The following is a 24,429-nucleotide window of genomic DNA, read 5'->3' on the forward strand; positions in this document are numbered from 1 at the left end:
TTGAAGTCTCCTAGTATGCGGCGGGATGTCGATGCACCCCGCTTTCCGCTCCTGCATCGGGATTATGGCCCTGTCGCGGCATGTCGCGGGCGCGCGCCGACCGTCCCGATCACGTGCTGCTGCCCGATCAGCATCGGGACCGGGCCGCCAAACCCTAGCCCTGGTGTTCGCCCACCACGGCGCGCAAGCTGTCCAGCGCCATTTCGACGGCCGCGGGCTGGAAGGTCTCCTGCCGCCAATACATGGTGACGGCGCCGAAACCCGACAGCCGGATGGGCAGGATGCGCATCGCGTTCATCTGCGAAAAACGCAGGGCGGCCCGATGCGAGGCCACCCCGACCAGGTCGCTATTGCTGATCAGCGTCAGATTGATGGTGACGGAATTCGATTCCACATGATCCGCGGGCAGGGCCTTGCCGGCCGCGGCCAGCGCAGTGTCCAGCGCGTTGCGGATAGGCGTTCCCTTGGGCCAGACGATCCACCGGTAGGCCATCAGGTCTTCCCAGGTGATGCGGGGCAGGCTGAAGACGGGGTGGCGCGGCCGCGCCACCATGTGCACCGGCTCCAGGTAAAGGGACTCCGACAGGATGGCGGGATCGTGGTGCTCCGGCGCCGACCGGCCCACGACGATATCCAGTTCCCCCTGCGCCAACTGGGCCAGCAGGTGGTCCATGGTGGACTCCACCAGCTTGACGCGCGCCTGGGGCATGCGCTCCAGCAACCGCATGACGGCCAGCGGCACGGTGTCCGAGGCCGACGCGCCGGACGCGCCGATCACCACCCGACCGCCGCCGCCCTGGCGCAGCGCCGCCATATCGCCGCTGGCCCGCTCCAGTTGGGCATCGATACGCTGCGCATGGGCGATCAGGGCTTCGCCGTACGGGGTGGGACGCAGGCCGCGGGCATGCCGCTCGAACAGCGGCAGGCCGATGTCGTCCTCCAGGTCCTTCAGCCATTTCGACAGGCCGGGCTGGGTGGTATTCAGCATGGCGGCGGAATGGCTGATGTTGCGCGTCTGGGCCAGGCTGAGCAACATCTTCAGGTTGCGCAGGCGCAGGCGGTAGGTCCAGTCCATGTGGGTCTCTTCGTCCGGGCAGGGAGTGGCGGCTGCCCCATCAAGGGATACAGTGCGCGGGCATTCCGGCCGGCCATACGATTCGGCGTATGGATAATAAGATAATTTCATTTCTAAGCGTATATCGCGGCTCCCATAATACGGAAAACCGCTAAGGAGACAAGGCCATGGCTGAAGGAATCACGCCGCGCGCCGATCGCGCCGCCTATTACGAACGCATCGCGCGCAAGAACATGGCGCCGCTGTGGGAATCGCTGCACAACCTGGTCCCGCGCACCCCGCAGCCGCGCTGCGTGCCGGCCATGTGGCGCTACAACGAGGTCCGCGCGGACGTGATGGAAGCCGGCACGCTGATTTCCGCGGAAGAGGCCGTGCGGCGCGTCCTGATCCTGGAAAATCCCGGGCTGCCCGGCCAGGCCAGCATCACGCAGACGCTGTACGCGGGCCTGCAATTGATCCTGCCCGGCGAAATCGCGCCCAGCCACCGCCACACGCAATCGGCGCTGCGCTTCATCGTCGAGGGGTCGGGGGCCTATACCGCGGTCAACGGCGAGCGCACCACCATGCATCCCGGCGACTTCATCATCACGCCGTCCTGGACTTTCCACGACCACGGCAATATCGAAGCGGCCGAGGGCGGCGAACCCGTCGTCTGGCTGGACGGCCTGGATATCCCGCTGCTGCGCATGCTGGATGCCGGCTTCGCGGAAAACTATCCGGCCTCCACGCAGCCCGTGACGCGCCCGGAAGGCGACAGCTTCGCCCGCTTCGGCCACAACATGGCGCCCGTGCGCCACGTGCCGGCCAACGGCAACTCGCCCATCTTCAACTATCCCTACGAACGCAGCCGCGAAGCGCTGGACCAGCTGTACCGCCACGGCGAACTGGACGCCTGGGACGGCGTCAAGCTGCGCTACGTCAATCCGGCGACCGGCGGCTATCCCATGCCCACCATGGCGACCTTCATGCAACTGCTGCCGGCCGGCTTCCAGGGCAAGACCTATCGCAGCACCGACTCCACCGTCTACTCGGTGGTGGAAGGCCGGGGCACGGCGCGCGTCGGCGACCAGGAATTCCATTTCGGCCCGCGCGATGTCTTCGTGGCCCCGTCCTGGCAACCGGTCCAACTGGCCGCCATGGAAGACGCCATCCTGTTCAGCTATTCCGATCGTCCGGTGCAGGCGGCGCTGGGGCTGCTGCGCGAAGAGAGGGTGTAGGGCAGGCCGGTGGAAGGCCCACCCCCCGAAGCGCTGCTCGCTTCCCCCTTAAGGGGGCGACGCCTGCGGACCGGCGGAGCCGAGGGTGGGGCCCACCCCCAAGCGCTGCGCGCTCCCCCTCAAGGGGGCGACGCCTGCGGACCGGCGGAGCCGGATCCGCGGCGTCCCGGGTCTGGGGCAGCTGGTTTCTTTGATGTAGTTCGTAGTCCGTCGACGTTGCTGTAGCCGGTCGTCGTTTTTCCTTTTGCCAACTAAGGTTTCTTGCTCATGCCTTATGTCTTTGCTCCGCCGGCGACCGTCGCCGTGCCGGTCGCCGGAAGCGGCGACAGTTTTCCCGTGCGTCGCGTGTACTGCGTGGGCCGCAACTATGCCGCCCATGCGCGCGAAATGGGCTTCGATCCGGACCGCGAGCCGCCGTTTTTCTTCTGCAAGCCGGCTGACGCCGTGATGCCGGTGGCCGAGGGCGCTACGCTGGACCTGCCCTACCCCACCGAGACGTCCAACTATCACTACGAGATCGAACTGGTGGCCGCCATCGGCAAGGCCGGCGCCAATATCGATGTCGCCGATGCCCTGGCGCACGTCTACGGCTACGCCGTGGGGCTGGATATGACGCGCCGCGATCTGCAGATGAAGATGCGCGAAGCGGGCCGTCCCTGGGAATTGGGCAAGGCCTTCGATGACAGCGCGCCCATCGGGCCGCTCCATCCGGCCGCGGCCAAGGGCCATTTCGATCGCGCGGGCATCTGGCTGAAGGTCAATGGCCAGGACAAGCAGCGCAGCGATACGTCCAAGCTGATCTGGTCGGTGGCCGAGACCATCAGCTACCTGTCGCGCTACTTCCGGCTGGAACCGGGCGATCTGATCTACACGGGCACGCCCGAAGGCGTGGGCCCCGTGGTCAAGGGCGACCTCATGGAAGGCGGGGTCGATGGTCTGGGTACCCTGCGCGCCAAGGTGGTGTAAGCCATGAAAGATACCGACGTAATCATCGTGGGCGCGGGCGTGGGCGGGCTGGTGCTGGCCCTGAGCCTGCACCAGGCCGGCATCGCCTGCCGCGTGTACGAAGCCGTACCGGAAATCAAGCCGCTGGGCGTGGGCATCAACCTGCTGCCGCACGCCGCGCGCGAGCTGGATGAACTGGGTTTGCTGCCGGCGCTGGACAAGCTCGGCGTGCATACCAAGGAATCCATCTTCTTCACGCGCCACGGGCAGTTCATCTACAGCGAACCCGCGGGCAAGGCCGCCGGCTATGCCTGGCCGCAGTACTCCATCCATCGGGGCGACCTGCAGATGGCGCTGCTGGCGGCGGCGCGCGAGCGCCTGGGTGCCGATAGCGTGCTCGTCGACCATCGCGCCGTCCGCGTGGAGCAGGACGCCGACGGTGTCACCGTCCACATGACCGACGCCGCCGGCGCGCCGCGTCCGTCCGTGCGCGGCGCCATCGCGGTCGGCTGCGACGGCATCCACTCCGCCCTGCGCAAGCAGCTCTACCCAGACGAAGGCGCGCCGCGCTATTCGGGCGTCAATATGTGGCGCGGGGTCACGCGCTGCAAGCCATTCCTGAGCGGCGGCAGCATGGTGCGCGCCGGTTGGCTGTCGATCGGCAAGATGGTGATCTATCCCATCCGCGACAACGTCGATGCCGAAGGCAACCAGCTGGTGAACTGGGTCGCCGAAATCGAATCGCCCGAGCCCGCGGTGCGCGACTGGACGCGCCAGGGTCGCCTGGAAGACTTCTTCCCGGCCTTTGCCGACTGGCACTTCGATTGGCTTGACGTCGCCGCGCTGATCCAGAACGCCGACTCGGTGCTGGAGTATCCCATGGTGGACCAGGACCCACTGCCCACCTGGACCCAGGGCCGCATGACGCTGCTGGGCGACGCCGCCCACCCCATGGTGCCGCGCGGCTCCAATGGCGCGGGCCAGGCCGTCATCGACGCGCGTTTCCTGGCCGGCCAGCTCAAGCGCCAGGGCCTGACGCCGCAGGCGCTGCAGGAATACGATCGCGTGCGCGTGGCGGCGACCACCCAGGTGGTCCTGACTAATCGCAAGAATCCGCCCGACGCCATCCTGCGTGTCGCGTACGAGCGCTCGCGGGACCAGCGCTTCGACCGCATCGAGGACGTCATCAGCCGAGACGAACTGCAAGCCATTTCCGATCGCTACAAGCAAGTGGCCGGCTTCGATCCCGAAACGCTGAAGACGCGGCCGTCCTTCCTCTGACCCCGCCGTACCCACCCACCGGGCGCGGCCAGGATGCCCCGCCCGCAAGGAGACAAACATGAAAACCCTGTTTCGCGCCCTGGCCGCGCTGGCTCTTGCCCTGACGGCATCCGTCAGCCAGGCCGCATGGCCGGAACGCCCGATCACCCTGATCGTGCCTTTCACCCCCGCCACCGGCATAGACCTGGTCGCGCGCCAGCTGGCCGCCACCCTGCCCAAGACCCTGGGCCAGTCGGTCATCGTGGAAAACCTGGCAGGCGCCAGCGGCAACATCGGCACGGAAAAAGTCGCGCGTTCCGCGCCCGACGGCTACACCTTCCTGGTGACGGTGAATACCTTCGTGATGAACCAGCCGCTGTACAAGGAGAAGCTGCACTACGACCCGGTCAAGGACTTCGCGCCGGTCAGCCTGACCTCCTGGGGCACGCTGCTGCTGGTGACGCATCCGTCCAACCCGGTCAACACCGTGCAGCAGCTGGAGGACGCGGCGCGCAAGCAGCCCGGCAAGCTGACCTATGGCACGCCAGGCGTCGGCACCCCGCACCATCTGGCCATGGCCCTGCTGCTGGACCAGACCAAGACCGAGATGCTGCACGTTCCCTACAAGGGCACGGCCGGCGCGGTCACCGACATGCTGGCGGGCCGCCTGGACTATATGTTCCTGCCGGTGCACGTCGCGCTGCCGCAGATCAAGGCGGGCAAGCTCAAGGCCATCGCGACCGGCAGTCCCAAGCGCATCCCGCAATTGCCGGAAGTCCCCACGCTGACGGAATCGGGCCTGCAAGGCGCTGACGTCGATATGTGGTACGGCGTGCTGGCTCCCAAGGGCACGCCGCCGGCCATCGTCGAGAGCCTGAACAAGCAGATCGCCGAGGCCCTGAAGGCACCGTCCACCGCCACCGCCTTCGAGGCGCAGGGCATGGTGCCGGCGACTTCCAGCCCGGCGGAATTCGGCGACCTGATCGCCAAGGATGCCAAGCGCTGGAGCGACATCGTCAACCGCGCCGGCATCAAGGCCGACTGATCCCGGTCATGCACATGGCGGGGCCGCGCGGGCGGCCCCGCTGCCATTAAGAGCGGAACAGCATTCATGCAACTCTACAGTTTCTTCAACAGCTCCACTTCCTACCGCGTCCGTATCGCCCTGGCGCTGAAGGGACTGGACGCCGGCATCCGGCCCATCAACATCCGCAAGCTGGAGCACCGGGCCGCGGCGTATATGGCGATGAACCCCTCGGGCAGCGTGCCGATGCTGCACGATGGCGACCTGCAGTTGGGACAGTCGCTGGCCATCGTCGACTACCTGGACGCTACGCATCCGGAACCGCGCCTGATCCCGCGCGAGGCCGTCGCGCGCGCCCGGGTGCTGGAACTGAGCAGCGTCATCGCGTGCGATATCCATCCGGTGAACAACCTGCGCATCCTGCGCTACCTGACCGACGTGCTGGGCGTGACGGCGGAACAGAAGGATGCCTGGTACCGGCATTGGGTGCAGGATGGCATGCGCGCCGTGGAAGCCCTGCTGGAGCGCTACGGCCACGGCGACTTCTGCTTTGGCGATGCGCCCACGCTGGCCGATGTCTGCCTGGTGCCGCAGATCGCCAATGCACAGCGCATGGGCTGCGATATGTCGGCCTATCCGCGCGCCATGGCCGTCCACGCGCATTGCGGCACCATCGAGGCCTTCCAGCGCGCCGCACCGTCCGCGCAGCCCGACTACACGGCCTAGCAAGGCGGGGCACGCGGCGCGGCCAGTCCGGCGGCGCCATGCCGCCCTGGAAAAGAAAACCGCCTGCTCGCGCCGCGCGGGGCGGCGAAAGCAGGCGGTTACCGGAATGCGTGGATGGGCGCCAGCCCATCCCCGTCAATTCGTGCTGGCGCCGGACACCTGCACGATCTCCTTGTACTTGCTCTTCTCGTTGCGCACGAAGTCGGCGAACTGCTGGGGCGACATGGGCTTGATTTCCGAGCCCATCGTCAGCAGGCGCTGGCGCACGTCCGGCTGCATCAGCGCGGCGCCGTAGGCCTTGTTCAGCTTGTCCACCACGGCCTGCGGCGTGCCGCCGGTCGTGAAGACGCCGAACCAGGTACCCAGGTCGAAATCCTTCACGCCGGACTGTTCCACCGTCGGCACGTCGGGCAGCAGCGACGAACGCTCGCGGGTGGTCACCGCCAGGGCCTTCACCTTGCCGTCCTTGATCAGCGGAGCCGACGCGGCCAGGTTATCGAACATGAAATCCGATTGACCCGAGAGCAGGGCCAGCTGGGCCGGCGCCGCGCCCTGATAAGGAATGTGCTCGATGTTGACTCCGGCGCGCGCCTTCAGCAGTTCGCCGGACAAATGGCCCGCGCTGCCGTTGCCCCCCGAGCCGTAGTTCAGCTTGCCGGGATTGGCCTTGGCATAGGCAATCAGGTCGCCCAGCGAATTGATGTTGTTCTTCTTGGCGAAGTCGACATTCATGACCAGCACATTGGGCACGGACGCGACGATGGTGACGGGCGCGAAGTCCTTGATCGGGTCATAGGGCAGGTTCTTGAACAGCCAGGGATTGATGGCGTGGGTCGCCACGGCGCCCATCACCAGCGTGTAGCCGTCCGGCTGCGCCTTGGCCGCCAGGTCCGCACCGATATTGCCGCCGGCGCCCGCGCGGTTTTCCACGATGACGGGCTGGCCCAGGTCGCCGCGGACTTTCTCGGCCAGCATGCGCGCCATGGTGTCCAGCGGACCGCCGGGCGGATACGGCACGATGAAACGCAAAGGCTTGCTGGGATAGTTGTCGGCGGCCTGGCCCACGGCGGGCGCCAGGGCGGCTACGGCCAGGGCGCCGCAGGCCAGCAACCGGCCCAGGCGCGCGAATGAATTAAGGGACATGCTCTCCTCCGTTCCCATGTTTTGAAACAAGCCGTAGCATAACTGAGATTGTTTACACCGCCTGGACCTCGCCCCCGTCCACGCGCAGCGCGGCCCCCGTCATCCAGCGTGCCGCGGGCGACACCAGAAAGGCCATCAGGTCGGCGATTTCCTGGGATTCCCCGAAGCGCGCGATGCCGGCCTCGCGCGGAAACCGGGCGACCGCTTCTTCCAGCGTGACACCGCGCAGCGACGCCCAGCGCTCCAGGCCCGAGCGGCGCCGGTCCGTCATCACCGCGCCCGGCAGCACGCTATTGACCTGCACACCGTCAGCGATACCTCGATCGGCAAAGGCCTTGGCCAGCGCGACGATGGCCGCGTTGATGGTACCCAAGGCCGCCGCGGCGGCCTTGGGTTGCTGCGCCGAGTTTCCCGACATCAATACCACCGCCCCCTGGGACGATTTCAGGTGCGGCCACGCCGCGATCGTCAGCCGCCTGGCGCCGTGCAGCTTGAGCGCCATGCCCTGGTCCCATTGCGCATCCGAGGTCTCGAACAGATCGATCTGCGGCACGGCGCCGGCGATATTCAACAACGCGTCCAGACCGCCGAAGGCCGTCACCGTCGCGTCGACCGCGGCGGCCGCCGCCGTGGGGTCGGCCAGGTCCGCGGCGATCGCCAAGGGCTCCGCGCCCGCCTCCCGCACCGCCGCGGCGGTTTCCTCCAGCTTCGCGCGATTGCGCGCCACCAGCGCGATGGCGTCGAAGTCCCGCGCCAGGCGAATGGCGGCGGACCGGCCGATTCCCTGGCTCGCGCCGGTCACGATGGCTACTTTTCCGTGCATGGCTTTTCTCCCTGTGGACGATGCGGATTTCAATCGTGTACGACGACCATCTTGCCGGCCGCCTCGTTCGCTTCCATCACGCGATGCGCTTCGTGGATTTCCTCGAACCGGAAAACCCGGCTGGGTTTGGCTTGCAAGCGTCCCGCCGCCACATCGCGCGCGATGGCCTGCAGCGGAACGTCCGACAGCGGGAAGCCCGGTGTGCCGAACACGAAGCTGCCGAAGAAGGTCAGGTACACGCCGCTGGACATCTGCAGCAGCGGATTGAAGTCGGCGATGGGCGCAAGGCCGCCCAGCCATCCTGCCAGGCAAGCCTTGCCGCCTCGCCGCAACATGGCCAGGGAATCGAGGATGGTGCTGTTGCCCACCAGATCCAGCACCGCATCCAGCTGGCGGGCCTCTGCGATGCGCTTGGACAGGTCCGGCCCCTCCACCTCGACACGCGTCGCGCCCAGGCCCAGCAACATGTCGAAGCGTCCGGGATTGCGAGTGGTGGCGATGACCTTGGCGCCGGCATTGACGGCCAGCTTCACGGCCGCCTGGCCGAAAGCCGATGTCGCGCCGCGTATCGCGAGCGTCTGGCCCGGTTGAAGATCCAGGTTGCGGAACAGGCAGGTCCACGCGGTGGCGTAGGTCTCGGGAATCGCCGCCAGGTCCGCCCATGGCAGATCGGCATCGATCAAGGCCACATTGCTGGCCGGCGCGCGGGTGTATTCGGCATAACTGCCGTTGATGGTGCGGCCCAGGCCGCCCATCAACGCCGCCACCTTGGCCCCGACCGGAAACTCGCCGCCGGGACAGGACTTGACCACGCCCACGCACTCGATGCCGCTGACGGGTGCAGCCTCGGCCCATTCGCCTCTTCGCATATGCATTTCGGCGTGGTTGATACCGAAGGCCTTGATTTCGATCACCACATGGCCTGGCAGTGGCTCGGGGTCCGGGATGTCCTTGTAGACCAGGCTGTCCAGCCCGCCGAATTTTTCCAGGACGATTGCGCGCATGATGTGTCTCCGATGATGGATGGCCGCGCGGGCGCCAGGGGCCTGGCGCGGCAAGGGTCGGGCGGGCCGTTGCGGAACGGCCCGTCGATTCAGGCAAGGGACGTCAGGAAGGCGCGGATCTCGGCCGCGATCTCGCCGGCATGCGTTTCCAGGGCGAAATGGCCGGTATCGAAGAAGCGCACCCGGGCCGAGGGGATATCCCGCTTGTAGGCCTCCGCGCCGGGCGGCAGGAAGAAGGGATCGTTCCGGCCCCACACCGCGAGCAGCGGCGGCTGGTGCGCGCGGAAGTAGGCCTGGAAGTCCGGATACAAGGCCACGTTGTTCTTGTAGTCGCCGAAGATATCCAGCTGGATCTCATCGGCGCCGGGACGCGCCAGGTAATGGTCGTCCAGGCCATAGCCGTCGGGCGAGACCGCCGCGGGATCGGCGACGCCATGCGTGTACTGCCACTTCGTCGTTTCGGGTGTCAGCAAGGCGCGCAGCGCCGCCCGGTTCTGCGCCGAGGGATCGCGCCAATACGCCTGGATGGGATTCCAGCCTTCGCTCAGGCCCTCCTCATACGCGTTCCCGTTCTGCGAGATGATGGCGCGTATGCGCTCGGGATGCCGCAAGGCCATGCGGAAACCGGTGGGCGCGCCATAGTCGAACACATACACGGCGTAGCGATCGAAGCCCACGGCCTCCGTGAACGCCTCCATCACGCGGGCGAAATTGTCGAAGGTGTAGTCGAACTGTTCGCGCGGGGGCATTTCGGTCTGGCCGAAACCGGGCAGGTCCGGCGCGATGATGTGGAAGTCATCCGCCAGCAAGGGAATCAGATCCCGGAACATATGGCTCGAACTGGGAAAGCCGTGCAAGAGCAGCAGCTTGGGCGCGCCCGGCGTGCCGGCCTCGCGGTAGAAGACATCCAGGCCGCCAGCGGGGACGCGGCGATAGGCGATGCGGGTCGCTGCCTTGGCGGTCGTGACGTTGGCGGTCGTTGCGTTCGTGGTCATGGCGTTTTCCTCGTGGGTCGTGGTTCGTCGGATGGATGCGGACGCGGATGCGCCCGTGTTGTGTAACCTTTCTAATGCAAGCAAAATGCGCGATTCACGTGTGGAGGCATGCGTCGAGCCGTGCGCCTCGGCCGCGTCGCCGGCTCCCTGGCCTCATGGATCCGGACGCTGCTGAACCGTGGCGAAAGCCTTGACGGCTCGGCCATCAAGCCGTCCGCATCGGCAGCCTGGCAGGGTTGCGACCTCTTCTCCGAGCGCTTCCCGGGTAACCTTTCTGACAAGGGTTGCAAGGTTATTAGCAGCAATGCTAACCTGTCAACAACTTTTTGATGGGTTACATCAATCGGCCACGACCACGTGGCAAAGGGATACCGGATGCACGACCACGCCCACCCACCCGCCATGTTCATCGCCGACGCCACGGCGCTGGACTTCCTTAATTCGATCGCCACGCCTACCGACACGCCCATAGACTGGATTTCGGATGGAGAGGGCCTGCTCGCCTGGCTGGAGCAGGCCGGCCTGGTGCCGGCCGAGGAACTCGCGGCGCTGCGCGGGCGGGCCATGCCGGGGGAGCTGGACGCGGTAGCCGCCCAGGCCCGCGCGCTGCGCGAGTGGTTCAGGGACTTCGTGCGGCGCCACATGGGACGCCCGCTGACTCCCGAAGCCCTGCACGGGCTGGAGCCCTTGAATCGTCTGCTGGAACGCGACGAGAGCTATACGCAGGTGGTGCCCGCGCCGGTCGGCGCGCTGGAGCTGCGCGTGACGCGCCGCTGGCGATCCCCCGAATCGCTGCTGCTGCCCATCGGCGAAGCGCTGGCGCGCTTCGTCAGCACCGAGGACATGACACACGTGAAAGCCTGCGAGGGCGCGCGCTGCACGCTGCTGTTCGCCGACCATACCCGCGGCCATCGCCGACGGTGGTGCAGCACGGCGGTCTGCGGCAACCGCGCCAAGGTCGCCGCGCATCGCCAACGGGCAAAGGAAGCGGCCGGGCGGTAAACCGCGCGCCGCTTGTCGCCCACAAGAGAGGATGCGACCCGGCCATGAAATGACCGGTCATACCGCAGCTGCGCGAATCGGCGACGGGCCCCCACTGCGGCAGCGGGGTTGGCACTGCGGTACAGAGGTGCACCGGCGTAGAACCGAGCGGGAGGGATCAGCGAACCAGGCCGACCAGCTTGAACAGAGTGGCCAATTGCGGCTCGTGCCCGCTCACCCTCGAAAGCGCCCGGAGGTCCAGCCGCTCGCTCAATCTGCCGCTTCCGAAGTTCTTGACATAGCCAGGCCATTCCGAGCGGAGCTGGTCTTCGCTTTCTCGGCTCGTGGGAGGCCGCCTGTGCTGGCAGCGCTCCAAATGCCGCAGAAGGACCGCCTCATGGCAAGGCGACTGCCAGATCAATGTCACGCGCAAGCGCTCTGCAACCCGAGACACGCCTGGTCCCTGCGCGGATCGCGTCCCCTCAGATCGTCATCCAGCATGACGAACCTTCCGACGAACGCCGCACGTCCGGATACCGCGTCTTTGCGTAGCGCCTTTTTCGCGGACTCCAGGATCGCCAAGGGATCGCCCCCACTCAGCACTTCGCCAACCAGGTGATACCCCGCGCCCGGTCCGAGGAGCTTCTGCAGCACCGCCACGTAGCTTCGCTCACTCTCCCCCTCGCACCCGACGAAAACCCTTTTTCTCTGCAGGATCCTCTGGCTGGTCACGAGCTCACCCGATGGTTGGCACGGCGCCATAGGTGCCGCCCATGTACTTGCGATAGAAGTTGTCGATCCTGCGGACGCCTTGGATGTCCTTGAGCCCATAAACGGACGTCGCGCCCGTGGGGTCTTTCTCACAGAAGTAGATCTCTTCCTTCACGAGTTCTTCCAACAGGGAGCTGTTCTGGCAGGTCATCCAAAGCTGCGCGCTGTGGGGATTGCGCTGCGGGGAATAGAACCAACGCAAGATCTCCGGCAACACCGTGGGGTGAATCGCCAAGTCCAGCTCATCGACAATCGCGATCCCGCCGCGTTGCAAGGCATCCATCAGAAAGGGATAGATCTGCAGGAATTGCCTGGTACCGTGGCTTTCCAGCATGAGGGGAACTTCGCGGGATAAGCCGCGGTGGCGAAATGTCGCGATGAGCCCGTTCGGTCCCTGTCCGATCATCATGGACTGGATCCCCAAGTCGATGCGAGGCAGATCGCCATTGAGCGCATCCAGCAACGCCGGATTCGCCTGGTAGTACTGGAGCATCTGGCTCTCGTTCACCTGCAGCTTCTCCAGGAAAATATTCGAGGAGACACGATACGCGGCCTGTTGCAAGGCAAGCGAGGGAGCATGGTCAAGTTGCGCCAGGGTGGAAATCACGCTGGCGTTATCGCGCAGGATTTTCTTCAACACGGACTTATGGCCGGCAAGGCCGAAGTCCGGACCCGCTACGACGTCTCCAGCGGCATCCCGCTCGAATAGCCGCACCAGGCGCTTTGCACGGCTGGGCCAGAAAAAAAGCGATTCATTCAGCACCGTCCGTTTGCCGCCGGCAGTATGCAATCGCAGTTCGTAGCGATACCGGCATTGCGGCTTTCCACTTTCAACACCCCTGACGGACTCGGGGCCGGCAAACTCCACCGCGAGCACCGTCGGCGCATCGTGGCAAGAACCGTCCCAGAAGGGCTCGAAGGGTAAAGATTGCGCCGGTCCGAACTGGAAGCTCTCGCGCACGAACCACACCAGGTATTGGAGCGAACGCAACACCGTCGATTTGCCCGAAGCGTTGGCACCGAAAAAAGCAATTACCTTCGGTACGCGCCGGCTAGATCCGCGCCACGTCGGAGCGTAACGCTCGGGGCAGTCGTCCACGGCGCCCCCGACCTGCAGATCGATGCGCTGACGATCCCGTATCGACATGAAGTTCTCGATTTCGACGGCAAGAATCATGGCCAGCCCAAAGACCCCATCGGAGCATTACGACAAAATTTCGTCGAAATTGTCCCTTGGAACGAGAATTTATGCAAATCGAGAGGGAAAAACACCCTATCGGTATGCGAGATCGGTGGCCAAGCCGACTCGGCCGGTCCGTCCCGCAGCGGTACGCCGAGCGACCCGGATCGCGGTCACGGTGAGCGGCGGACGCTCGGCTTTTCGGGCCACGATGACTAGCGCGGCCGCGCCCCATGGGAGCCGCGACCGCTCGCCAACCGTGTATCAATGCAGGATCTGGCTCAGGAAGAGCTTGGTCCGGTCGCTTTGCGGATGATCGAAGAATTCGTCCGGCGTGTTCTGCTCGATGATTTCGCCGCGATCCATGAAGATGACCCGGTCGGCGACCTTGCGCGCGAAGCCCATCTCGTGCGTGACGCAAAGCATGGTCACGCCGCTTTCCTCCGCCAGCTTCACCATCACGTCCAGTACTTCCTTGACCATTTCGGGGTCCAGCGCGGACGTGGGTTCGTCGAACAGCATGATTTTGGGATTCATGCACAGCGACCGCGCAATGGCCACGCGCTGCTGCTGGCCGCCGGACAGCTGCCCGGGGAATTTATTGGCCTGCTCGGGAATGCGTACCCGTTCCAGGTATTTCAGCGCCGCGGCTTCCGCCTCTGCACGGGGCTTCTTCAGCACCCACATGGGACCCAGCGTCAGGTTTTCCAGCACCGTCAGGTGCGGGAACAGATTGAAGTGCTGGAATACCATGCCGACATCCCGCCGGATGATCTCGATGTGCTTCAGGTCGTTGGTAAGCTCGGTGCCGTTGACGACGATGTGGCCCTGCTGGTGTTCCTCCAGGCGATTGATGCAGCGTATCAGCGTGGATTTCCCCGAGCCCGAGGGGCCGCAGATCACGATGCGTTCGCCGGGCGCGACGTCCAGGTTGATATTGCGCAGCACGTGGAACTGGCCGTACCACTTGTTCACGTCCTGCATACGGATAATGGCGTCGGCCATGCGGGCGCTCCCTTGCATCTGGCGTCTTATCGGCGATAGCCCTGGGCCAGCCGGCGTTCCAGCGCCTGGCTGTACTTGGACATCGAGAAGCAGAAAATGAAATAGATGAAAGCGATGAACAGATAGGCTTCGACGCCGAAGCCGCGCCATGCCGCGTCGGAAAGCGCCGCCTTGGCCGCCAGGGTCAGGTCGAAGATACCGATGATGACCACCAGCGATGTGTCTTTGAACAGCGAAATGAAAATGCTGACCAGCGGGGGAATCACGATGCGCAAGGCCTGCGGCAGGATGATCTTGCGCATCTGCTGCCAATAGGTCAGGCCCAGCGAGGCCGCGCCCTCGTACTGCCCCTTCGGAATGGCCTGCAGGCCGCCCCGCACGGTTTCGGCGATATAGGCGCCGGCGAATAGGATGATGGCGATCTGCGCGCGCAGCAGCTTGTCGATGGTATAGCCCTCGGGCAGGAACAAGGGCAGCATGACCGACGACATGAACAGCAGGCTGATCAGCGGCACGCCGCGTATCAGCTCGATGTAGACCACGCACAGCGCCTTGATGGCGGGCAGGCGGGAACGCCGGCCCAGCGCCAGCAGTACGCCGAACGGGAAGGCAAGAGCGATCCCGAAGGTCGCCAGGATCAGCGTCAGCGGCAGCCCGCCCCAGCGCTCGTTCTCGACATAGGTCAGCCCGAAGACACCGCCCCACATCAGTACCGCGACCGCCGCCAGGCCGACCACCCACAGCAGCACCAGCCGCGGTGTCCAGAAGCGGCGGATGCCGCTGCAGACGATCACGGCGATGAGCACCACGGTGGCGGCCAGGGGGCGCCATTGTTCGTCGTAGGGATAGGTGCCGAACAGGATCAGCCTGTGCTTCTCCCGGATGAAGGCCCAGCACGCGCCGCCGGATGCCCGGCACTCCTGCGCCGTCGTCGCGGAGAAGTTCGCCTTGACCAGCAGCCATTCCAGCAGCGCCGGCACGGCCAGCAACAGGAACCAGGCGATCAGGACGGTCAGCAGGATATTCAGCGGCGACGAAAACAGCCGCATGCGCAGCCATCCGGCCACGCCGGTCTGGCTGGCTGGCGGCGGCAAGCCATCCACGGCCGGCGACGGCGCGCCGGCGGGACCGCCCGGCCCGGCAGGGGGCAGGCCGTCGATCGTCGGAACGTCCGGCGTGACGCCCCCTTCCGTCGGCGCGGCGGCGCCGGGATGCATGCGCGGCGGCTCACCTGACCCGTTCATTTCGCCCTTCCTTAGCCTTCGGGAATGACCGTAGCCCATGCCCCATCCGCTCTCCCGCGCCGCAAGCAAGGGGTGCGGCGCGATCGGGAACGCCGCGGAGCCGGCTTTGCCGGTCCGCATGCCTTGCCCCCTCGAGGGGGAAGCGGGCAGCACTTCGGGGGTGGGCCTTCATCGTTCTACCAGCGCGATGCGCTTGTTGTACCAGTTCATCAGCACCGAGATCGACAGGCTGACCGTCAGATAGGCCGCCATGATTATCAGGATCCCTTCGATGGCCTGGCCGGTCTGGTTCAGGGTGGTATTGACCACCGACACGATGTCCGGATAGCCGATGGCCACGGCCAGCGAACTGTTCTTGGTCAGGTTCAGGTACTGGCTGGTCATCGGCGGAATGATCACGCGCAGGGCCTGCGGCAGCACCACAAGGCGCAGCACCAGGCCGCGCCGCAAGCCCAGCGATCCCGCGGCCTCCCACTGTCCGACATTCACGGCCTGTACGCCGGAGCGCACGACCTCGGCGACGAAGGCCGCCGTATAACTGACCAGTCCGGCCAGCAAGGCGGCGAACTCCGGTGTCAGCGTCATGCCGCCGGCGAAATTGAAGCCGCGCAGCACCGGTACGTCCAGCGTGAGCGACGCGCCGCTGACCAGCCATCCCGACAGGGGCAGGACGACGATCAGGCCGATGGCCCAGCGCACCAGGGGGAAGATTCGGCCGGTGGCTTCGCGCCGCTTGTTGCCCCAATGGGCCAGGGCCAGAATCAGCACGATGGCCAGCGCCAGCCCGCCCAGCATCCAGTCCAGCGCATCGCCCTGCAACGTGGGCAGCTTCAGCCCGCGATTGGAAATGAACACGCCGGGCAGGGGCTGGTGCGCCTGCCGCGGCCCTGGCATGTTCTCGGTGATCAGGGCATACCAGAAGAACAGCTGCAGCAGCAAGGGGATATTCCGCATCACCTCTACGTAGACGGAGGCGAGCTTGGCCACCAGCCAATTGCGCGACAGGCGCGCGATGCCGATCAGCGTGCCCAGCACCGTCGCCAGCACGATGCCGATAACGGCCGCGCGCAAGGTATTGAGCAGGCCCACCACAATGGCCCGGCCGTAGGTGTTGGCCGGCGTATAGGAGATGGGTGTCTCGCCGATGGCGAAGCCGGCCTCGCGGTCCAGGAAACCGAAGCCCGTGGAGATATTGCGCGACGCGAGGTTGTGCAGTGTGTTCGATACCAGGAACCAGGCGAGCCAGGCGACGGCCGCCAGGGCGATGACCTGGTACACGATTGCACGCACGCCCGGGTCGTTCCAGGAAAGCTTGCGGACAGGCGCGGCCACGGGCGGCGCTTTGGAATCGGGGGTCATGTCGCCACCATACACCAAGCGATCCGGCGCAAAGCGGCGCGGCGCCCGCGGGCGCGCGCGCCGTACTTGCGCGCGATCAACGGATCGGCCATCCGTACATCAGGCCGCCCTGCTTCCATTGCGCGTTCAGGCCGCGCGGCAGCTTCATCGGGCTGCCGGTGCCCAGATTGCGCTCGAAGCTTTCCCCGTAATTGCCCACCTGCTTGACGATGTTGTAGGCCCACTTGTCGTCCACGCCCAGGTTCTTGCCCATGCCGGGCGTCACGCCCAGGATGCGTTGCACATTGGGGTTGGTGCTCTTGAGCATGGCGTCGACGTTATCCGACTTCACGCCGTATTCCTCGGCCTCCAGCATGGCGTTCAGCGTCCAGCGCACCACGTTGAACCATTGCACGTCGTCCTGCCGCACCATGGGGCCCAGCGGTTCCTTGGAAAAGTCCTCCGGCAGGATGATGTACTTGTCCGGGTTCTCCAGCGTGGTGCGGGTGGATGCCAGCTGCGATTTGTCGGTGGTGAAGGCGTCGCAGCGGCCGGCGGAAAACGCGCGCACGATCTCGTCGTATTTCTCGATGACGACGGGCTTGAATTCGATCTTGTTCGCGCGGAACCAGTCGGCCAGGTTCAGCTCGGTGGTGGTCCCCGGCTGCACACAGACGGTGGCGCCGTTCAGTTCCTTGGCGCTCTTCACGCCCAGGTCCTTGGACACCATGACGCCCTGGCTGTCGTAGTAGTTCACGCCCGTGCCGATCAGGCCCAGGGTGGTGTCGCGCGTCAGGGTCTCGGTGGTGTTGCGGGTCAGCACGTCGATTTCGCCGGACTGCAGCGCGGTGAAGCGCTGCTGCGTGTTCAGCGGCGTCACCTTGAACTTGGTGGAGTCGTTGAACATGGTGGCCGCGATGGCGCGGCACAAATCCACGTCCAGGCCTTTCCATTCGCCCTTGCTGTCGGCGGCGGAGAAACCCGGCACGCCGGTGGACACCCCGCATTGGACGAAGCCTTTCTTCTTGACGTTGTCGTAGGTCGCGCCGGCGTGGGCGGCACCGCTCAGGGCCAGCAGCGCGGCGCCCAGGGCGGCCGTTTTCCAGGTCTTCATGGTGGTCTCCATTTCGAAATGGGCGGTAAATGGGACAACGACGGACGAAAGGGCGGCCGCCTTTGATGCGGCGCATGGTAGCCCCGCGCAAAAACCAGGGACATGCGGGAAATCCCTGCGACCTCTCCGTCAAATTTTGGGGACGCATAAACACGTGGAATGGCGGGCGCCCTTCGCGGCACCGTGGCGCGGCGCGGTACACGGTACTATTGCGGCTTCATCCGCCTATCCGCCATGATCGAATTCCAGCACGTATTCAAATCGTATGGACGCGGCCGCAATATCCTGGCCGATATCAATTTCCGCATTACCGCGGGCGAATTCGTCTTTGTGTCGGGCCCCTCGGGCGCCGGCAAATCCACGCTGCTCAAGCTGATCGGCGGGCTGGAACCGCCCAGCCGGGGCTCCATCCAGGTCAACGGCCAGCGGCTGGACAAACTGCCGCAGCGCGCCCGGCCCTACCTGCGGCGCGCGGTGGGCGTCATCCTGCAGGACACCCACCTGCTTTATGACCGCAACGCCTTCGAGAACGTCATGCTGCCCCTGGCCGTCACCGGGCAGCCAAGGGACTCGGCCGCCGCGCGCGCCCGTGCCGCGCTGGACAAGGTCGGGCTCTCCGGCAAGGAAACCCTGAATCCCATCGAGTTGTCCGGCGGGGAACAGCAGCGCCTGGCGATCGCGCGCGCCATCGTCAACCGGCCCGCCATCCTGATCGCCGACGAACCTACCGCCAACCTGGACCACGACAGCGCCTTGCGCATCATGAATGTGTTCCGCGATTTCAACCGGGTCGGCGTCACCACGCTGATCGCCTCGCACGACCAGGAATTGATGTCCCATTACGCGCAGCGGGTATTGCGGATCGAACCCGGCCGCTTCGCCGACCTGTCGCAGGAGGCCCAGGCATGAACGCATGGCTGCGGCAACATCGCTATGCCCTGGGCATTACCTTGCGGCGCATGCTGGCCCAACCGTTTTCCTCGCTGGCGAACCTGCTGGTCATGGCCCTGGCGCTGGCCCTGCCGGTGCTGGGCGCGGCCATCCTGGTATCGGTGCAGCCCGTGGCGCGCCAGCTTTCGGTCACGCCGGAACTGACCGTCTTCATGAAGATGGATGCGCCGGCCGGCGCGGCGCAGGCCGTGGCCGACCGGATACGCAAGGACTATGGCGACCAGGTGCGGGAAGTCCGTACCGTCGGTCGCGACGCGGCCCTGGCGGCGCTGCGGCGCAATCCCACATGGGCCGAGGCGCTGGCCGTCCTGCCGGGCAATCCGCTTCCCGACGCGGTGGTGGCGACGCTGCGCGACGGCGACGACCTGGCCGGCCGGGCGGCGCGGCTCGCGCAGGCATGGAAGGCCTGGGACCAGGTGGAACAGGTACAGCTGGACAGCGACTGGGTCCAGCGCATGGAAGCCCTGCTGCGCTTCGCCCGGATCGGCCTGGTATTGCTGGCGGCCTGCGTGGCCGTCGTGGTGCTGGCCACGGTATTCAATACCGTCCGGCTGCAGGCGTTGACCCAGCGCGAGGAAATCGCCGTCGCGCGCCTGGTCGGCGCCACCGAGTCCTTCGTGCGCCGGCCTTTCCTTTACCTGGGCGCCCTCTCCGGGGGCCTTGCCGCCTTGCTCGGCATAGCGATCGCCGTCCTGGCGCTGTCGCCCCTGAACGACGCCCTGGCCACGCTGGCGCACAGCTACGGGGCGGATTTCGCCCTGCACCTGCCCGAAGCGCCATGGCTGGCGCTGGCCGTGGCGGCGGCGGCCATCCTGGCCGCCCTGTCGGCGCGCTGGTCAGTCACTCGCAGTACGCGCTTTTAAGCCGCTTAATCGGGCAAATCAGCCGGGGACTTCCGTGGAATAGTGCCATGACGGCCTTGCCCCCAAGGCCGTCGGGCCCGTCGTCCGCGTCCGGTGCGACCGGACGCCGGCCGACATGTAACCGCTGGCCGGCGGCGGGCGGCAACCGCCTTGGCGATGCTTTCGCTGGGATCCCGGAAGGGGCATCAGAAATAAAGTAGAAGTTTCAGACAAATTTAGTAATATCGTTGCTCCCTCCGCCCCTAGAAGCCCGACCCACCATGTCTGCCCGTGACGCCCGCGCGACGCGCCACTATTTTGATAGTGCCTTCAACTATCAGGCAGTCAAAGTGCTGCCCAACGAGTACTACGTCACAGGCGACGACCTGATGATCACCACGGTGCTCGGCTCCTGCGTGGCGGCCTGTATCCGCGACCCGCAGACCGGGGTGGGCGGCATGAACCACTTCATGCTTCCCGAAGGCGACAGCCAGTCGCCGGCCTCCGCGACCATGCGCTATGGCGCCTTCGCCATGGAAGTCCTGATCAACGAAGTGCTCAAGGCCGGCGCGGCGCGCGAGCGCCTGCAGGCCAAGGTCTTCGGCGGCGGCGCCGTACTGGAAGCGATGCAGCAGATGAACATCGGCGAGCGCAACGGCCAGTTCGTGCTGAACTACCTGGCGATGGAAAACATCCCCGTGCTGGCGCGCGACCTGGGCGACGTCTACGCCCGCCGCATCAGTTTCTTTCCCCGCGACGGCCGGGTCATGGTGCGCAAGATGGTCACCAAGACCCGCGCCACCGAAATCATCGCCAAGCGCGAAGTGGCCGTGGTGGAAACCCTGAAGGAAAAAACCGTGGCCAAGCCGCGGCTCGAATTGTTCAATATGCCGCCCCGCGCGCGGCGCCCCGTCGCGCCCTGACCCAGGCGCCCCCCCGGATCATGCCCCGGCGCGTTGCGCCGGGGATCCTTGCGCCGCGGATCGGAACGCCCCAGCCCAGCTTTTACGCGGCCCGCGCGCTGCCGTGCGTGTCGGCCTGGCTACCGCCATCGAGCCGCTGCAACAGCTCGCGGCGCCGCGCCTCGGCCTTCGCCATCGCGGCTTCCTTGATGTGGCCATAGCCGCGTATCTCTTCGGGCAGTTCCGCGAGCGCCACGGCCAGGTCCAGGTTGCCGCGGCCCAGCCGGGGCAGCAGCGACGCGATAGTCTCGCGGTATTGCTGGATCAGCGCGCGCTCGCCGCGCCGTTCGCGGGTATGGCCGAAGGGATCGAACGGCGTGCCCCGCAGGAAACGCGCCTTGCTCAGCACCCGGAAGGCCTTCATCATCCATGGCCCGTAGGCACGCTTGACCAGATGTCCGTCGGCGTCGCGCCGCGCGAGTCCCGGGGGCGCCAGGTGGAAGTTCAGCTTCCAGTCGCCCTCGAACTGCTCGCCGATACGCCGCAGGAAGGCCCCATCGCTGTACAGGCGGGCCACCTCGTATTCGTCCTTGTAGGCCATGAGCTTGAAGTAGTTGCGCGCCACGGCTTGCGCCAGGCGCGAGGTACCCGTGGCGGACGACTCGGCCGCCGCGACCTGCTCGACGAATTCCACGTAGCGCCGCGCATATGCCGCGCTCTGGTAATCCTGCAAGAAACGCTCGCGCCGGCCGACCAGCGTGGCCAGGTCGCCCGGCAGGCGGCGGGACGCGCCCGCGTCGCCGCCGCCGGCGCCCTTGCCGCGGCGGATCTCGATGATGTCCGCGCCGGGAGAGCCGGCCTGGGCCGCGTCCGCCTCGGCCGGCTTGATCAGGCGCTGGACCTCCGCCAGGTCATGCGCCGCGCGCCGCCCCCAGGCGAAGGCGGCCTTGTTGTTGTCCACCTGCTGGCCGTTGAGCTCGATGGCGCGCAGCAGCGATTCGTGGCCCAGCGGGATCCATCCCTTCTGGTAGGCATACCCCATCATCAGGGGGTTGGCGTAGATGGCATCGCCCAGCAAGCCCACGGCCAATTCGGCGGCGTCCACCGCATCGACCTGCCCCGGCATGCAGGCGCTGCCGATATCGCGCTGCAGGCTGGCGGACGGTAGCCGCCAGTCCGGATTGGAGATGAAGGCGGCGGTCGGCGCCACATCGCTATTGAGCAGCAGCCGCGTGCGTTGCGGATGCATGCGGGCCAGCGCATCCTGGCTGCTGGCCACGACCAGGTCGCCGGCCAGCACCAGGTCGGCCTCGCCCATGGCCACGCGCGTATTCAGCAGATGGCCGGGTGAACGCGCCAGGACGACATGGGAATGCACCGCGCCGCCCTTTTGCGCCAGGCCCGCCATATCAAGCACCGAGCAGCCCTTGGATTCCAGGTGCGCGGCCATGCCCAGCAGCTGGCCTATGGTGACCACGCCCGTGCCGCCAACCCCCGCGATGAAGACGCCGTACGGACGGTCCAGCGTGGGTTGCTCGGGCTCCGGCAGGGCCCCGTCGATGGCATCCCGTGCGCCGATGCCCTTGGGCTTGCGCAGCTTGCCGCCTTCCACCGTAACGAAGCTGGGGCAGAAACCGTTCAGGCAGGAGAAATCCTTGTTGCAGCTGGACTGGTTGATCGTGCGCTTGCGGCCGAACTCGGTTTCCAATGGCTCGACGGACAGGCAATTGGATTTGTCGGAGCAGTCGCCGCAGCCTTCGCATACCCGTTCGTTGATGACCACGCGGCGCGCGGGATCGGGATAGGCGTTGTGCTTGCGGCGCCGGCGTTTTTCCGTGGCGCAGGTCTGGTCGTAGATCAGGATGGACACGCCCGGATAGTCGCGCAGTTCGCGCTGCACGCGATCCAGTTCGTCCCGGTGCAGCACCGGCACGCCGGGCGCCATGCCGCTCATGGCCTTGTACTTGTGCGGTTCGTCCGTCACCACGACGATTTTCTCGATGCCTTCCGCGGCGAGCTGGCGCGTGATCATGGGCACGCTGATGGGGCCGTCCACCGGCTGGCCGCCGGTCATGGCCACGGCATCGTTGAACAGGATCTTGTAGGTGATGGGCGTCTTGGCCGCCACCGCCGCGCGGATGGCCAGCAGGCCGGAATGGAAGTACGTGCCATCGCCCAGGTTGGCGAACACGTGTTTTTCGTCGGTGAAGGGCGCGTGGCCCAGCCAGGGCACGCCTTCCCCGCCCATGTGCGTATAAAGATCGGTTTGGCGGCCCATCCAGCGCACCATGTAATGGCAACCGATGCCGGCCATGCCGCGCGATCCTTCCGGCACGCGCGTGGACGTATTGTGCGGACAGCCCGAGCAGAACCAGGGCTTGCGTTCCGCCACCACGCGCGGGCGGGCCAGCGCCCGCTCGCGGGCCTCGATGAAGGCCAGCCGGGCCTCGATGCCGGCGCGCACATCGGCCGGCAGTTCGAATTTCAGCAGCCGCGCGCCGATGGCCTTGGCCACGATGGCCGGAGAGAATTCATAATGCGCGGGCAGCAGCCAGTTGCCCTGGGGCACGGCCCATTCGCCGCCGTCCTTGTCGTCGAACTTGCCGACGACGCGCGGGATCTTCTTGCCACTGCCTATCCAGCTGAACAGTTCTTCCTTGAGCTGGTATTCCAGCACCTGGCGCTTTTCCTCCACCACCAGGATCTCGTCCAGGCCCTCGGCGAAGGCCTGCATGCCCGTCGCTTCCAGCGGCCATACCATGCCTACCTTGAAGAGCCGCACGCCGATGCGGCGGCAGGTGTCTTCGTCCAGCCCCAGGTCGGACAGCGCCTGCCGCGTGTCCAGATACGCCTTGCCGGAGGTCATGATGCCGAAGCGGGCGGACTCGCGCGGCACCTGCCAGAGTTCACGGTTCAAGCCATTGGCCCGCGCATAGGCCAGCGCCGCATACAGCTTGAAGTCCAGCAGGCGCGCTTCCTGTTCCAGCGGGGTATCGGGCAGGCGGATGTTCAGCCCGTCGGGCGGCATCTGGAAGTCGTGCGGCAGTACGATGCGCACGCGCTCGGGATCGACCTCTACCGAGGCCGAGACTTCCACGATATCGGTGATGCATTTCATGCCGACCCATACGCCGGCGTAGCGGCTCATGGCCCAGCCGTGCAGGCCGTAGTCCAGGACCTCCTGCACCGTGGACGGGAACAGCACCGGGATCAGGCAGGCCTTGAGCAAATGATCGCTCTGGTGCGGCAGGGTCGACGACTTGGCGGGATGGTCGTCGCCGGCCACCACCAGCACGCCGCCGTGGCGCGACGTGCCCGCGGCGTTGGCGTGCTTGAAGACATCGCCGCACCGGTCCACGCCTGGCCCCTTGCCGTACCACATGCCGAACACGCCGTCATAGCGCGCCCCCGGGAACAGGTTGACCTGCTGGGAACCCCACACCGCGGTGGCCGCGAGATCCTCGTTCACCCCCGGCTGGAACACCACGTGGTGGGCCTTGAGATACTTGGCCGCCTTCCACATATTCAGGTCCACGCCGCCAAGCGGCGAGCCGCGATACCCGGAGATAAAACCCGCGGTATTGAGGCCGGCGCGCGCATCGCGGGTGCGCTGCATCATGGGCAGGCGCACCAGCGCATGGATGCCGCTCATCCAGGCACGTCCGGTTTCCAGGGAATATTTGTCGTCCAGCTGGACGGAGTCGAGCGCGGCGCGCTGCGCCGGCGTTAGGGGGGCGTTCATGCAGTCTCCGTTTGTTTTGGATGGCCCACGCCGGCTGGGGGAGCGCCTCTTGTGAAGGCTTGCCGGCCGGCATGAACAGTCAAGCAGGCTTTTGCGTCCCAGCCTGTATCGGTCTTTTACTCCTGGCACAGCAGCGGCGCAATTGGT

20 protein-coding genes are annotated in these 24,429 nt (G+C 66.2%); 9 read left to right on the forward strand and 11 right to left on the reverse strand.

The window, feature by feature from the left end; genetic code table 11:
* Positions 1-154: 154 nt before the first annotated feature.
* Positions 155-1,075, reverse strand: a complete 921-nt coding sequence (locus BAU06_RS22985) for a LysR family transcriptional regulator (RefSeq protein ID WP_066356088.1) — start codon at positions 1,073-1,075, stop codon at positions 155-157.
* Positions 1,076-1,242: 167 nt separating this feature from the next.
* Between BAU06_RS22985 and gtdA the strand changes: the two genes are divergently transcribed.
* The 5 genes from gtdA (at position 1,243) to maiA (ending at position 6,247) form a co-directional block, all read left to right on the forward strand.
* A complete protein-coding gene (gene gtdA, locus BAU06_RS22990; RefSeq protein WP_066356092.1) occupies positions 1,243-2,292 on the forward strand; it encodes a gentisate 1,2-dioxygenase in 1,050 nt (349 codons plus the stop codon).
* Between the two features lie 267 nt (positions 2,293-2,559).
* Positions 2,560-3,258: a fumarylacetoacetate hydrolase family protein gene (locus BAU06_RS22995; protein WP_066356094.1), complete on the forward strand. Its 699-nt coding sequence runs from the start codon at positions 2,560-2,562 to the stop codon at positions 3,256-3,258.
* Positions 3,259-3,261: 3 nt separating this feature from the next.
* On the forward strand, positions 3,262-4,518 hold the full coding sequence (locus tag BAU06_RS23000; RefSeq protein ID WP_066356101.1) for a flavin-dependent oxidoreductase: 1,257 nt from the start codon (positions 3,262-3,264) through the stop codon (positions 4,516-4,518).
* A gap of 58 nt (positions 4,519-4,576) precedes the next feature.
* A complete protein-coding gene (locus tag BAU06_RS23005) occupies positions 4,577-5,542 on the forward strand; it encodes a tripartite tricarboxylate transporter substrate binding protein (RefSeq protein ID WP_066356107.1) in 966 nt (321 codons plus the stop codon).
* 66 nt (positions 5,543-5,608) lie between these two features.
* Positions 5,609-6,247: a maleylacetoacetate isomerase gene (maiA, locus tag BAU06_RS23010; RefSeq protein WP_066356109.1), complete on the forward strand. Its 639-nt coding sequence runs from the start codon at positions 5,609-5,611 to the stop codon at positions 6,245-6,247.
* A 135-nt stretch (positions 6,248-6,382) separates the two neighbouring features.
* On the opposite strand, the gene BAU06_RS23015 is transcribed toward maiA, so the two are convergent.
* The 4 genes from BAU06_RS23015 to BAU06_RS23030 all read right to left on the reverse strand — a co-directional run bounded on the left by BAU06_RS23015 (position 6,383) and on the right by BAU06_RS23030 (position 10,212).
* Positions 6,383-7,390 carry a Bug family tripartite tricarboxylate transporter substrate binding protein gene (locus BAU06_RS23015; RefSeq protein ID WP_066356114.1) on the reverse strand — a complete coding sequence of 336 codons (1,008 nt, stop codon included), beginning with the start codon at positions 7,388-7,390 and terminating at the stop codon, positions 6,383-6,385.
* Positions 7,391-7,442: 52 nt separating this feature from the next.
* Positions 7,443-8,213 (reverse strand): SDR family oxidoreductase, encoded by a 771-nt coding sequence (locus tag BAU06_RS23020; protein ID WP_066356117.1) that lies wholly within the window; start codon positions 8,211-8,213, stop codon positions 7,443-7,445.
* A gap of 29 nt (positions 8,214-8,242) precedes the next feature.
* Positions 8,243-9,217 carry a zinc-binding alcohol dehydrogenase family protein gene (locus BAU06_RS23025; protein ID WP_066356124.1) on the reverse strand — a complete coding sequence of 325 codons (975 nt, stop codon included), beginning with the start codon at positions 9,215-9,217 and terminating at the stop codon, positions 8,243-8,245.
* Between the two features lie 89 nt (positions 9,218-9,306).
* The gene (locus tag BAU06_RS23030; protein WP_066356127.1) at positions 9,307-10,212 is read right to left on the reverse strand and encodes an alpha/beta fold hydrolase; all 906 of its coding nucleotides are present in this window, start codon (positions 10,210-10,212) and stop codon (positions 9,307-9,309) included.
* A 375-nt stretch (positions 10,213-10,587) separates the two neighbouring features.
* Here BAU06_RS23030 and BAU06_RS23035 point away from each other — a divergent pair, with 375 nt between their 5' ends.
* Positions 10,588-11,214 carry a CGNR zinc finger domain-containing protein gene (locus tag BAU06_RS23035; protein WP_066356128.1) on the forward strand — a complete coding sequence of 209 codons (627 nt, stop codon included), beginning with the start codon at positions 10,588-10,590 and terminating at the stop codon, positions 11,212-11,214.
* 715 nt (positions 11,215-11,929) lie between these two features.
* On the opposite strand, the gene BAU06_RS23045 is transcribed toward BAU06_RS23035, so the two are convergent.
* The 5 genes from BAU06_RS23045 to BAU06_RS23065 all read right to left on the reverse strand — a co-directional run bounded on the left by BAU06_RS23045 (position 11,930) and on the right by BAU06_RS23065 (position 17,845).
* A complete protein-coding gene (locus tag BAU06_RS23045) occupies positions 11,930-13,141 on the reverse strand; it encodes an AAA family ATPase (protein ID WP_066356129.1) in 1,212 nt (403 codons plus the stop codon).
* 267 nt (positions 13,142-13,408) lie between these two features.
* A complete protein-coding gene (locus BAU06_RS23050) occupies positions 13,409-14,149 on the reverse strand; it encodes an amino acid ABC transporter ATP-binding protein (protein ID WP_066356130.1) in 741 nt (246 codons plus the stop codon).
* A gap of 26 nt (positions 14,150-14,175) precedes the next feature.
* Positions 14,176-15,198 (reverse strand): amino acid ABC transporter permease, encoded by a 1,023-nt coding sequence (locus BAU06_RS23055; protein WP_231934134.1) that lies wholly within the window; start codon positions 15,196-15,198, stop codon positions 14,176-14,178.
* Positions 15,199-15,561: 363 nt separating this feature from the next.
* Positions 15,562-16,752: an amino acid ABC transporter permease gene (locus BAU06_RS23060; RefSeq protein WP_066356131.1), complete on the reverse strand. Its 1,191-nt coding sequence runs from the start codon at positions 16,750-16,752 to the stop codon at positions 15,562-15,564.
* Between the two features lie 76 nt (positions 16,753-16,828).
* On the reverse strand, positions 16,829-17,845 hold the full coding sequence (locus BAU06_RS23065; RefSeq protein WP_066356136.1) for an amino acid ABC transporter substrate-binding protein: 1,017 nt from the start codon (positions 17,843-17,845) through the stop codon (positions 16,829-16,831).
* A gap of 234 nt (positions 17,846-18,079) precedes the next feature.
* On the opposite strand from BAU06_RS23065, the gene BAU06_RS23070 reads away from it, so the two are divergent.
* From BAU06_RS23070 to cheD, 3 genes are all read left to right on the forward strand, one after another.
* Complete coding sequence (locus tag BAU06_RS23070) at positions 18,080-18,754, forward strand: cell division ATP-binding protein FtsE (protein ID WP_066359625.1); 675 nt, start codon at positions 18,080-18,082, stop codon at positions 18,752-18,754.
* Complete coding sequence (locus BAU06_RS23075) at positions 18,751-19,659, forward strand: cell division protein FtsX (RefSeq protein ID WP_066356138.1); 909 nt, start codon at positions 18,751-18,753, stop codon at positions 19,657-19,659. The genes BAU06_RS23070 and BAU06_RS23075 overlap by 4 nt, the downstream gene beginning before the upstream one ends.
* A gap of 260 nt (positions 19,660-19,919) precedes the next feature.
* Positions 19,920-20,561, forward strand: coding sequence for a chemoreceptor glutamine deamidase CheD (cheD, locus tag BAU06_RS23080; RefSeq protein ID WP_066356142.1), 642 nt, complete (start codon positions 19,920-19,922; stop codon positions 20,559-20,561).
* A gap of 82 nt (positions 20,562-20,643) precedes the next feature.
* Here the strand turns inward: cheD and BAU06_RS23085 are convergent, their stop codons facing one another.
* The gene (locus BAU06_RS23085) at positions 20,644-24,282 is read right to left on the reverse strand and encodes an indolepyruvate ferredoxin oxidoreductase family protein (RefSeq protein ID WP_066356146.1); all 3,639 of its coding nucleotides are present in this window, start codon (positions 24,280-24,282) and stop codon (positions 20,644-20,646) included.
* Positions 24,283-24,429 lie beyond the last annotated feature (147 nt).

Origin of the sequence: Bordetella bronchialis (genome assembly GCF_001676705.1) — a bacterium.
Lineage (GTDB): Bacteria > Pseudomonadota > Gammaproteobacteria > Burkholderiales > Burkholderiaceae_B > Bordetella_C > Bordetella_C bronchialis.

What these genes read in the sequence shown, in the direction of transcription:
- BAU06_RS23000 (WP_066356101.1), top strand. Translation starts at nt 3,262, where the DNA reads ATGAAAGATACCGACGTAATCATCGTGGGCGCGGGCGTGGGCGGGCTG.
- BAU06_RS23070 (WP_066359625.1), top strand. Translation starts at nt 18,080, where the DNA reads ATGATCGAATTCCAGCACGTATTCAAATCGTATGGACGCGGCCGCAAT.
- BAU06_RS23020 (WP_066356117.1), bottom strand. Translation starts at nt 8,213, where the DNA reads ATGCACGGAAAAGTAGCCATCGTGACCGGCGCGAGCCAGGGAATCGGC.
- BAU06_RS23030 (WP_066356127.1), bottom strand. Translation starts at nt 10,212, where the DNA reads ATGACCACGAACGCAACGACCGCCAACGTCACGACCGCCAAGGCAGCG.
- cheD (WP_066356142.1), top strand. Translation starts at nt 19,920, where the DNA reads ATGTCTGCCCGTGACGCCCGCGCGACGCGCCACTATTTTGATAGTGCC.
- maiA (WP_066356109.1), top strand. Translation starts at nt 5,609, where the DNA reads ATGCAACTCTACAGTTTCTTCAACAGCTCCACTTCCTACCGCGTCCGT.
- BAU06_RS22985 (WP_066356088.1), bottom strand. Translation starts at nt 1,075, where the DNA reads ATGGACTGGACCTACCGCCTGCGCCTGCGCAACCTGAAGATGTTGCTC.
- BAU06_RS23075 (WP_066356138.1), top strand. Translation starts at nt 18,751, where the DNA reads ATGAACGCATGGCTGCGGCAACATCGCTATGCCCTGGGCATTACCTTG.
- BAU06_RS22995 (WP_066356094.1), top strand. Translation starts at nt 2,560, where the DNA reads ATGCCTTATGTCTTTGCTCCGCCGGCGACCGTCGCCGTGCCGGTCGCC.
- BAU06_RS23060 (WP_066356131.1), bottom strand. Translation starts at nt 16,752, where the DNA reads ATGACCCCCGATTCCAAAGCGCCGCCCGTGGCCGCGCCTGTCCGCAAG.
- BAU06_RS23045 (WP_066356129.1), bottom strand. Translation starts at nt 13,141, where the DNA reads ATGATTCTTGCCGTCGAAATCGAGAACTTCATGTCGATACGGGATCGT.
- BAU06_RS23055 (WP_231934134.1), bottom strand. Translation starts at nt 15,198, where the DNA reads ATGCGGCTGTTTTCGTCGCCGCTGAATATCCTGCTGACCGTCCTGATC.
- BAU06_RS23050 (WP_066356130.1), bottom strand. Translation starts at nt 14,149, where the DNA reads ATGGCCGACGCCATTATCCGTATGCAGGACGTGAACAAGTGGTACGGC.
- BAU06_RS23065 (WP_066356136.1), bottom strand. Translation starts at nt 17,845, where the DNA reads ATGAAGACCTGGAAAACGGCCGCCCTGGGCGCCGCGCTGCTGGCCCTG.
- BAU06_RS23025 (WP_066356124.1), bottom strand. Translation starts at nt 9,217, where the DNA reads ATGCGCGCAATCGTCCTGGAAAAATTCGGCGGGCTGGACAGCCTGGTC.
- BAU06_RS23085 (WP_066356146.1), bottom strand. Translation starts at nt 24,282, where the DNA reads ATGAACGCCCCCCTAACGCCGGCGCAGCGCGCCGCGCTCGACTCCGTC.
- BAU06_RS23005 (WP_066356107.1), top strand. Translation starts at nt 4,577, where the DNA reads ATGAAAACCCTGTTTCGCGCCCTGGCCGCGCTGGCTCTTGCCCTGACG.
- BAU06_RS23035 (WP_066356128.1), top strand. Translation starts at nt 10,588, where the DNA reads ATGCACGACCACGCCCACCCACCCGCCATGTTCATCGCCGACGCCACG.
- gtdA (WP_066356092.1), top strand. Translation starts at nt 1,243, where the DNA reads ATGGCTGAAGGAATCACGCCGCGCGCCGATCGCGCCGCCTATTACGAA.
- BAU06_RS23015 (WP_066356114.1), bottom strand. Translation starts at nt 7,390, where the DNA reads ATGTCCCTTAATTCATTCGCGCGCCTGGGCCGGTTGCTGGCCTGCGGC.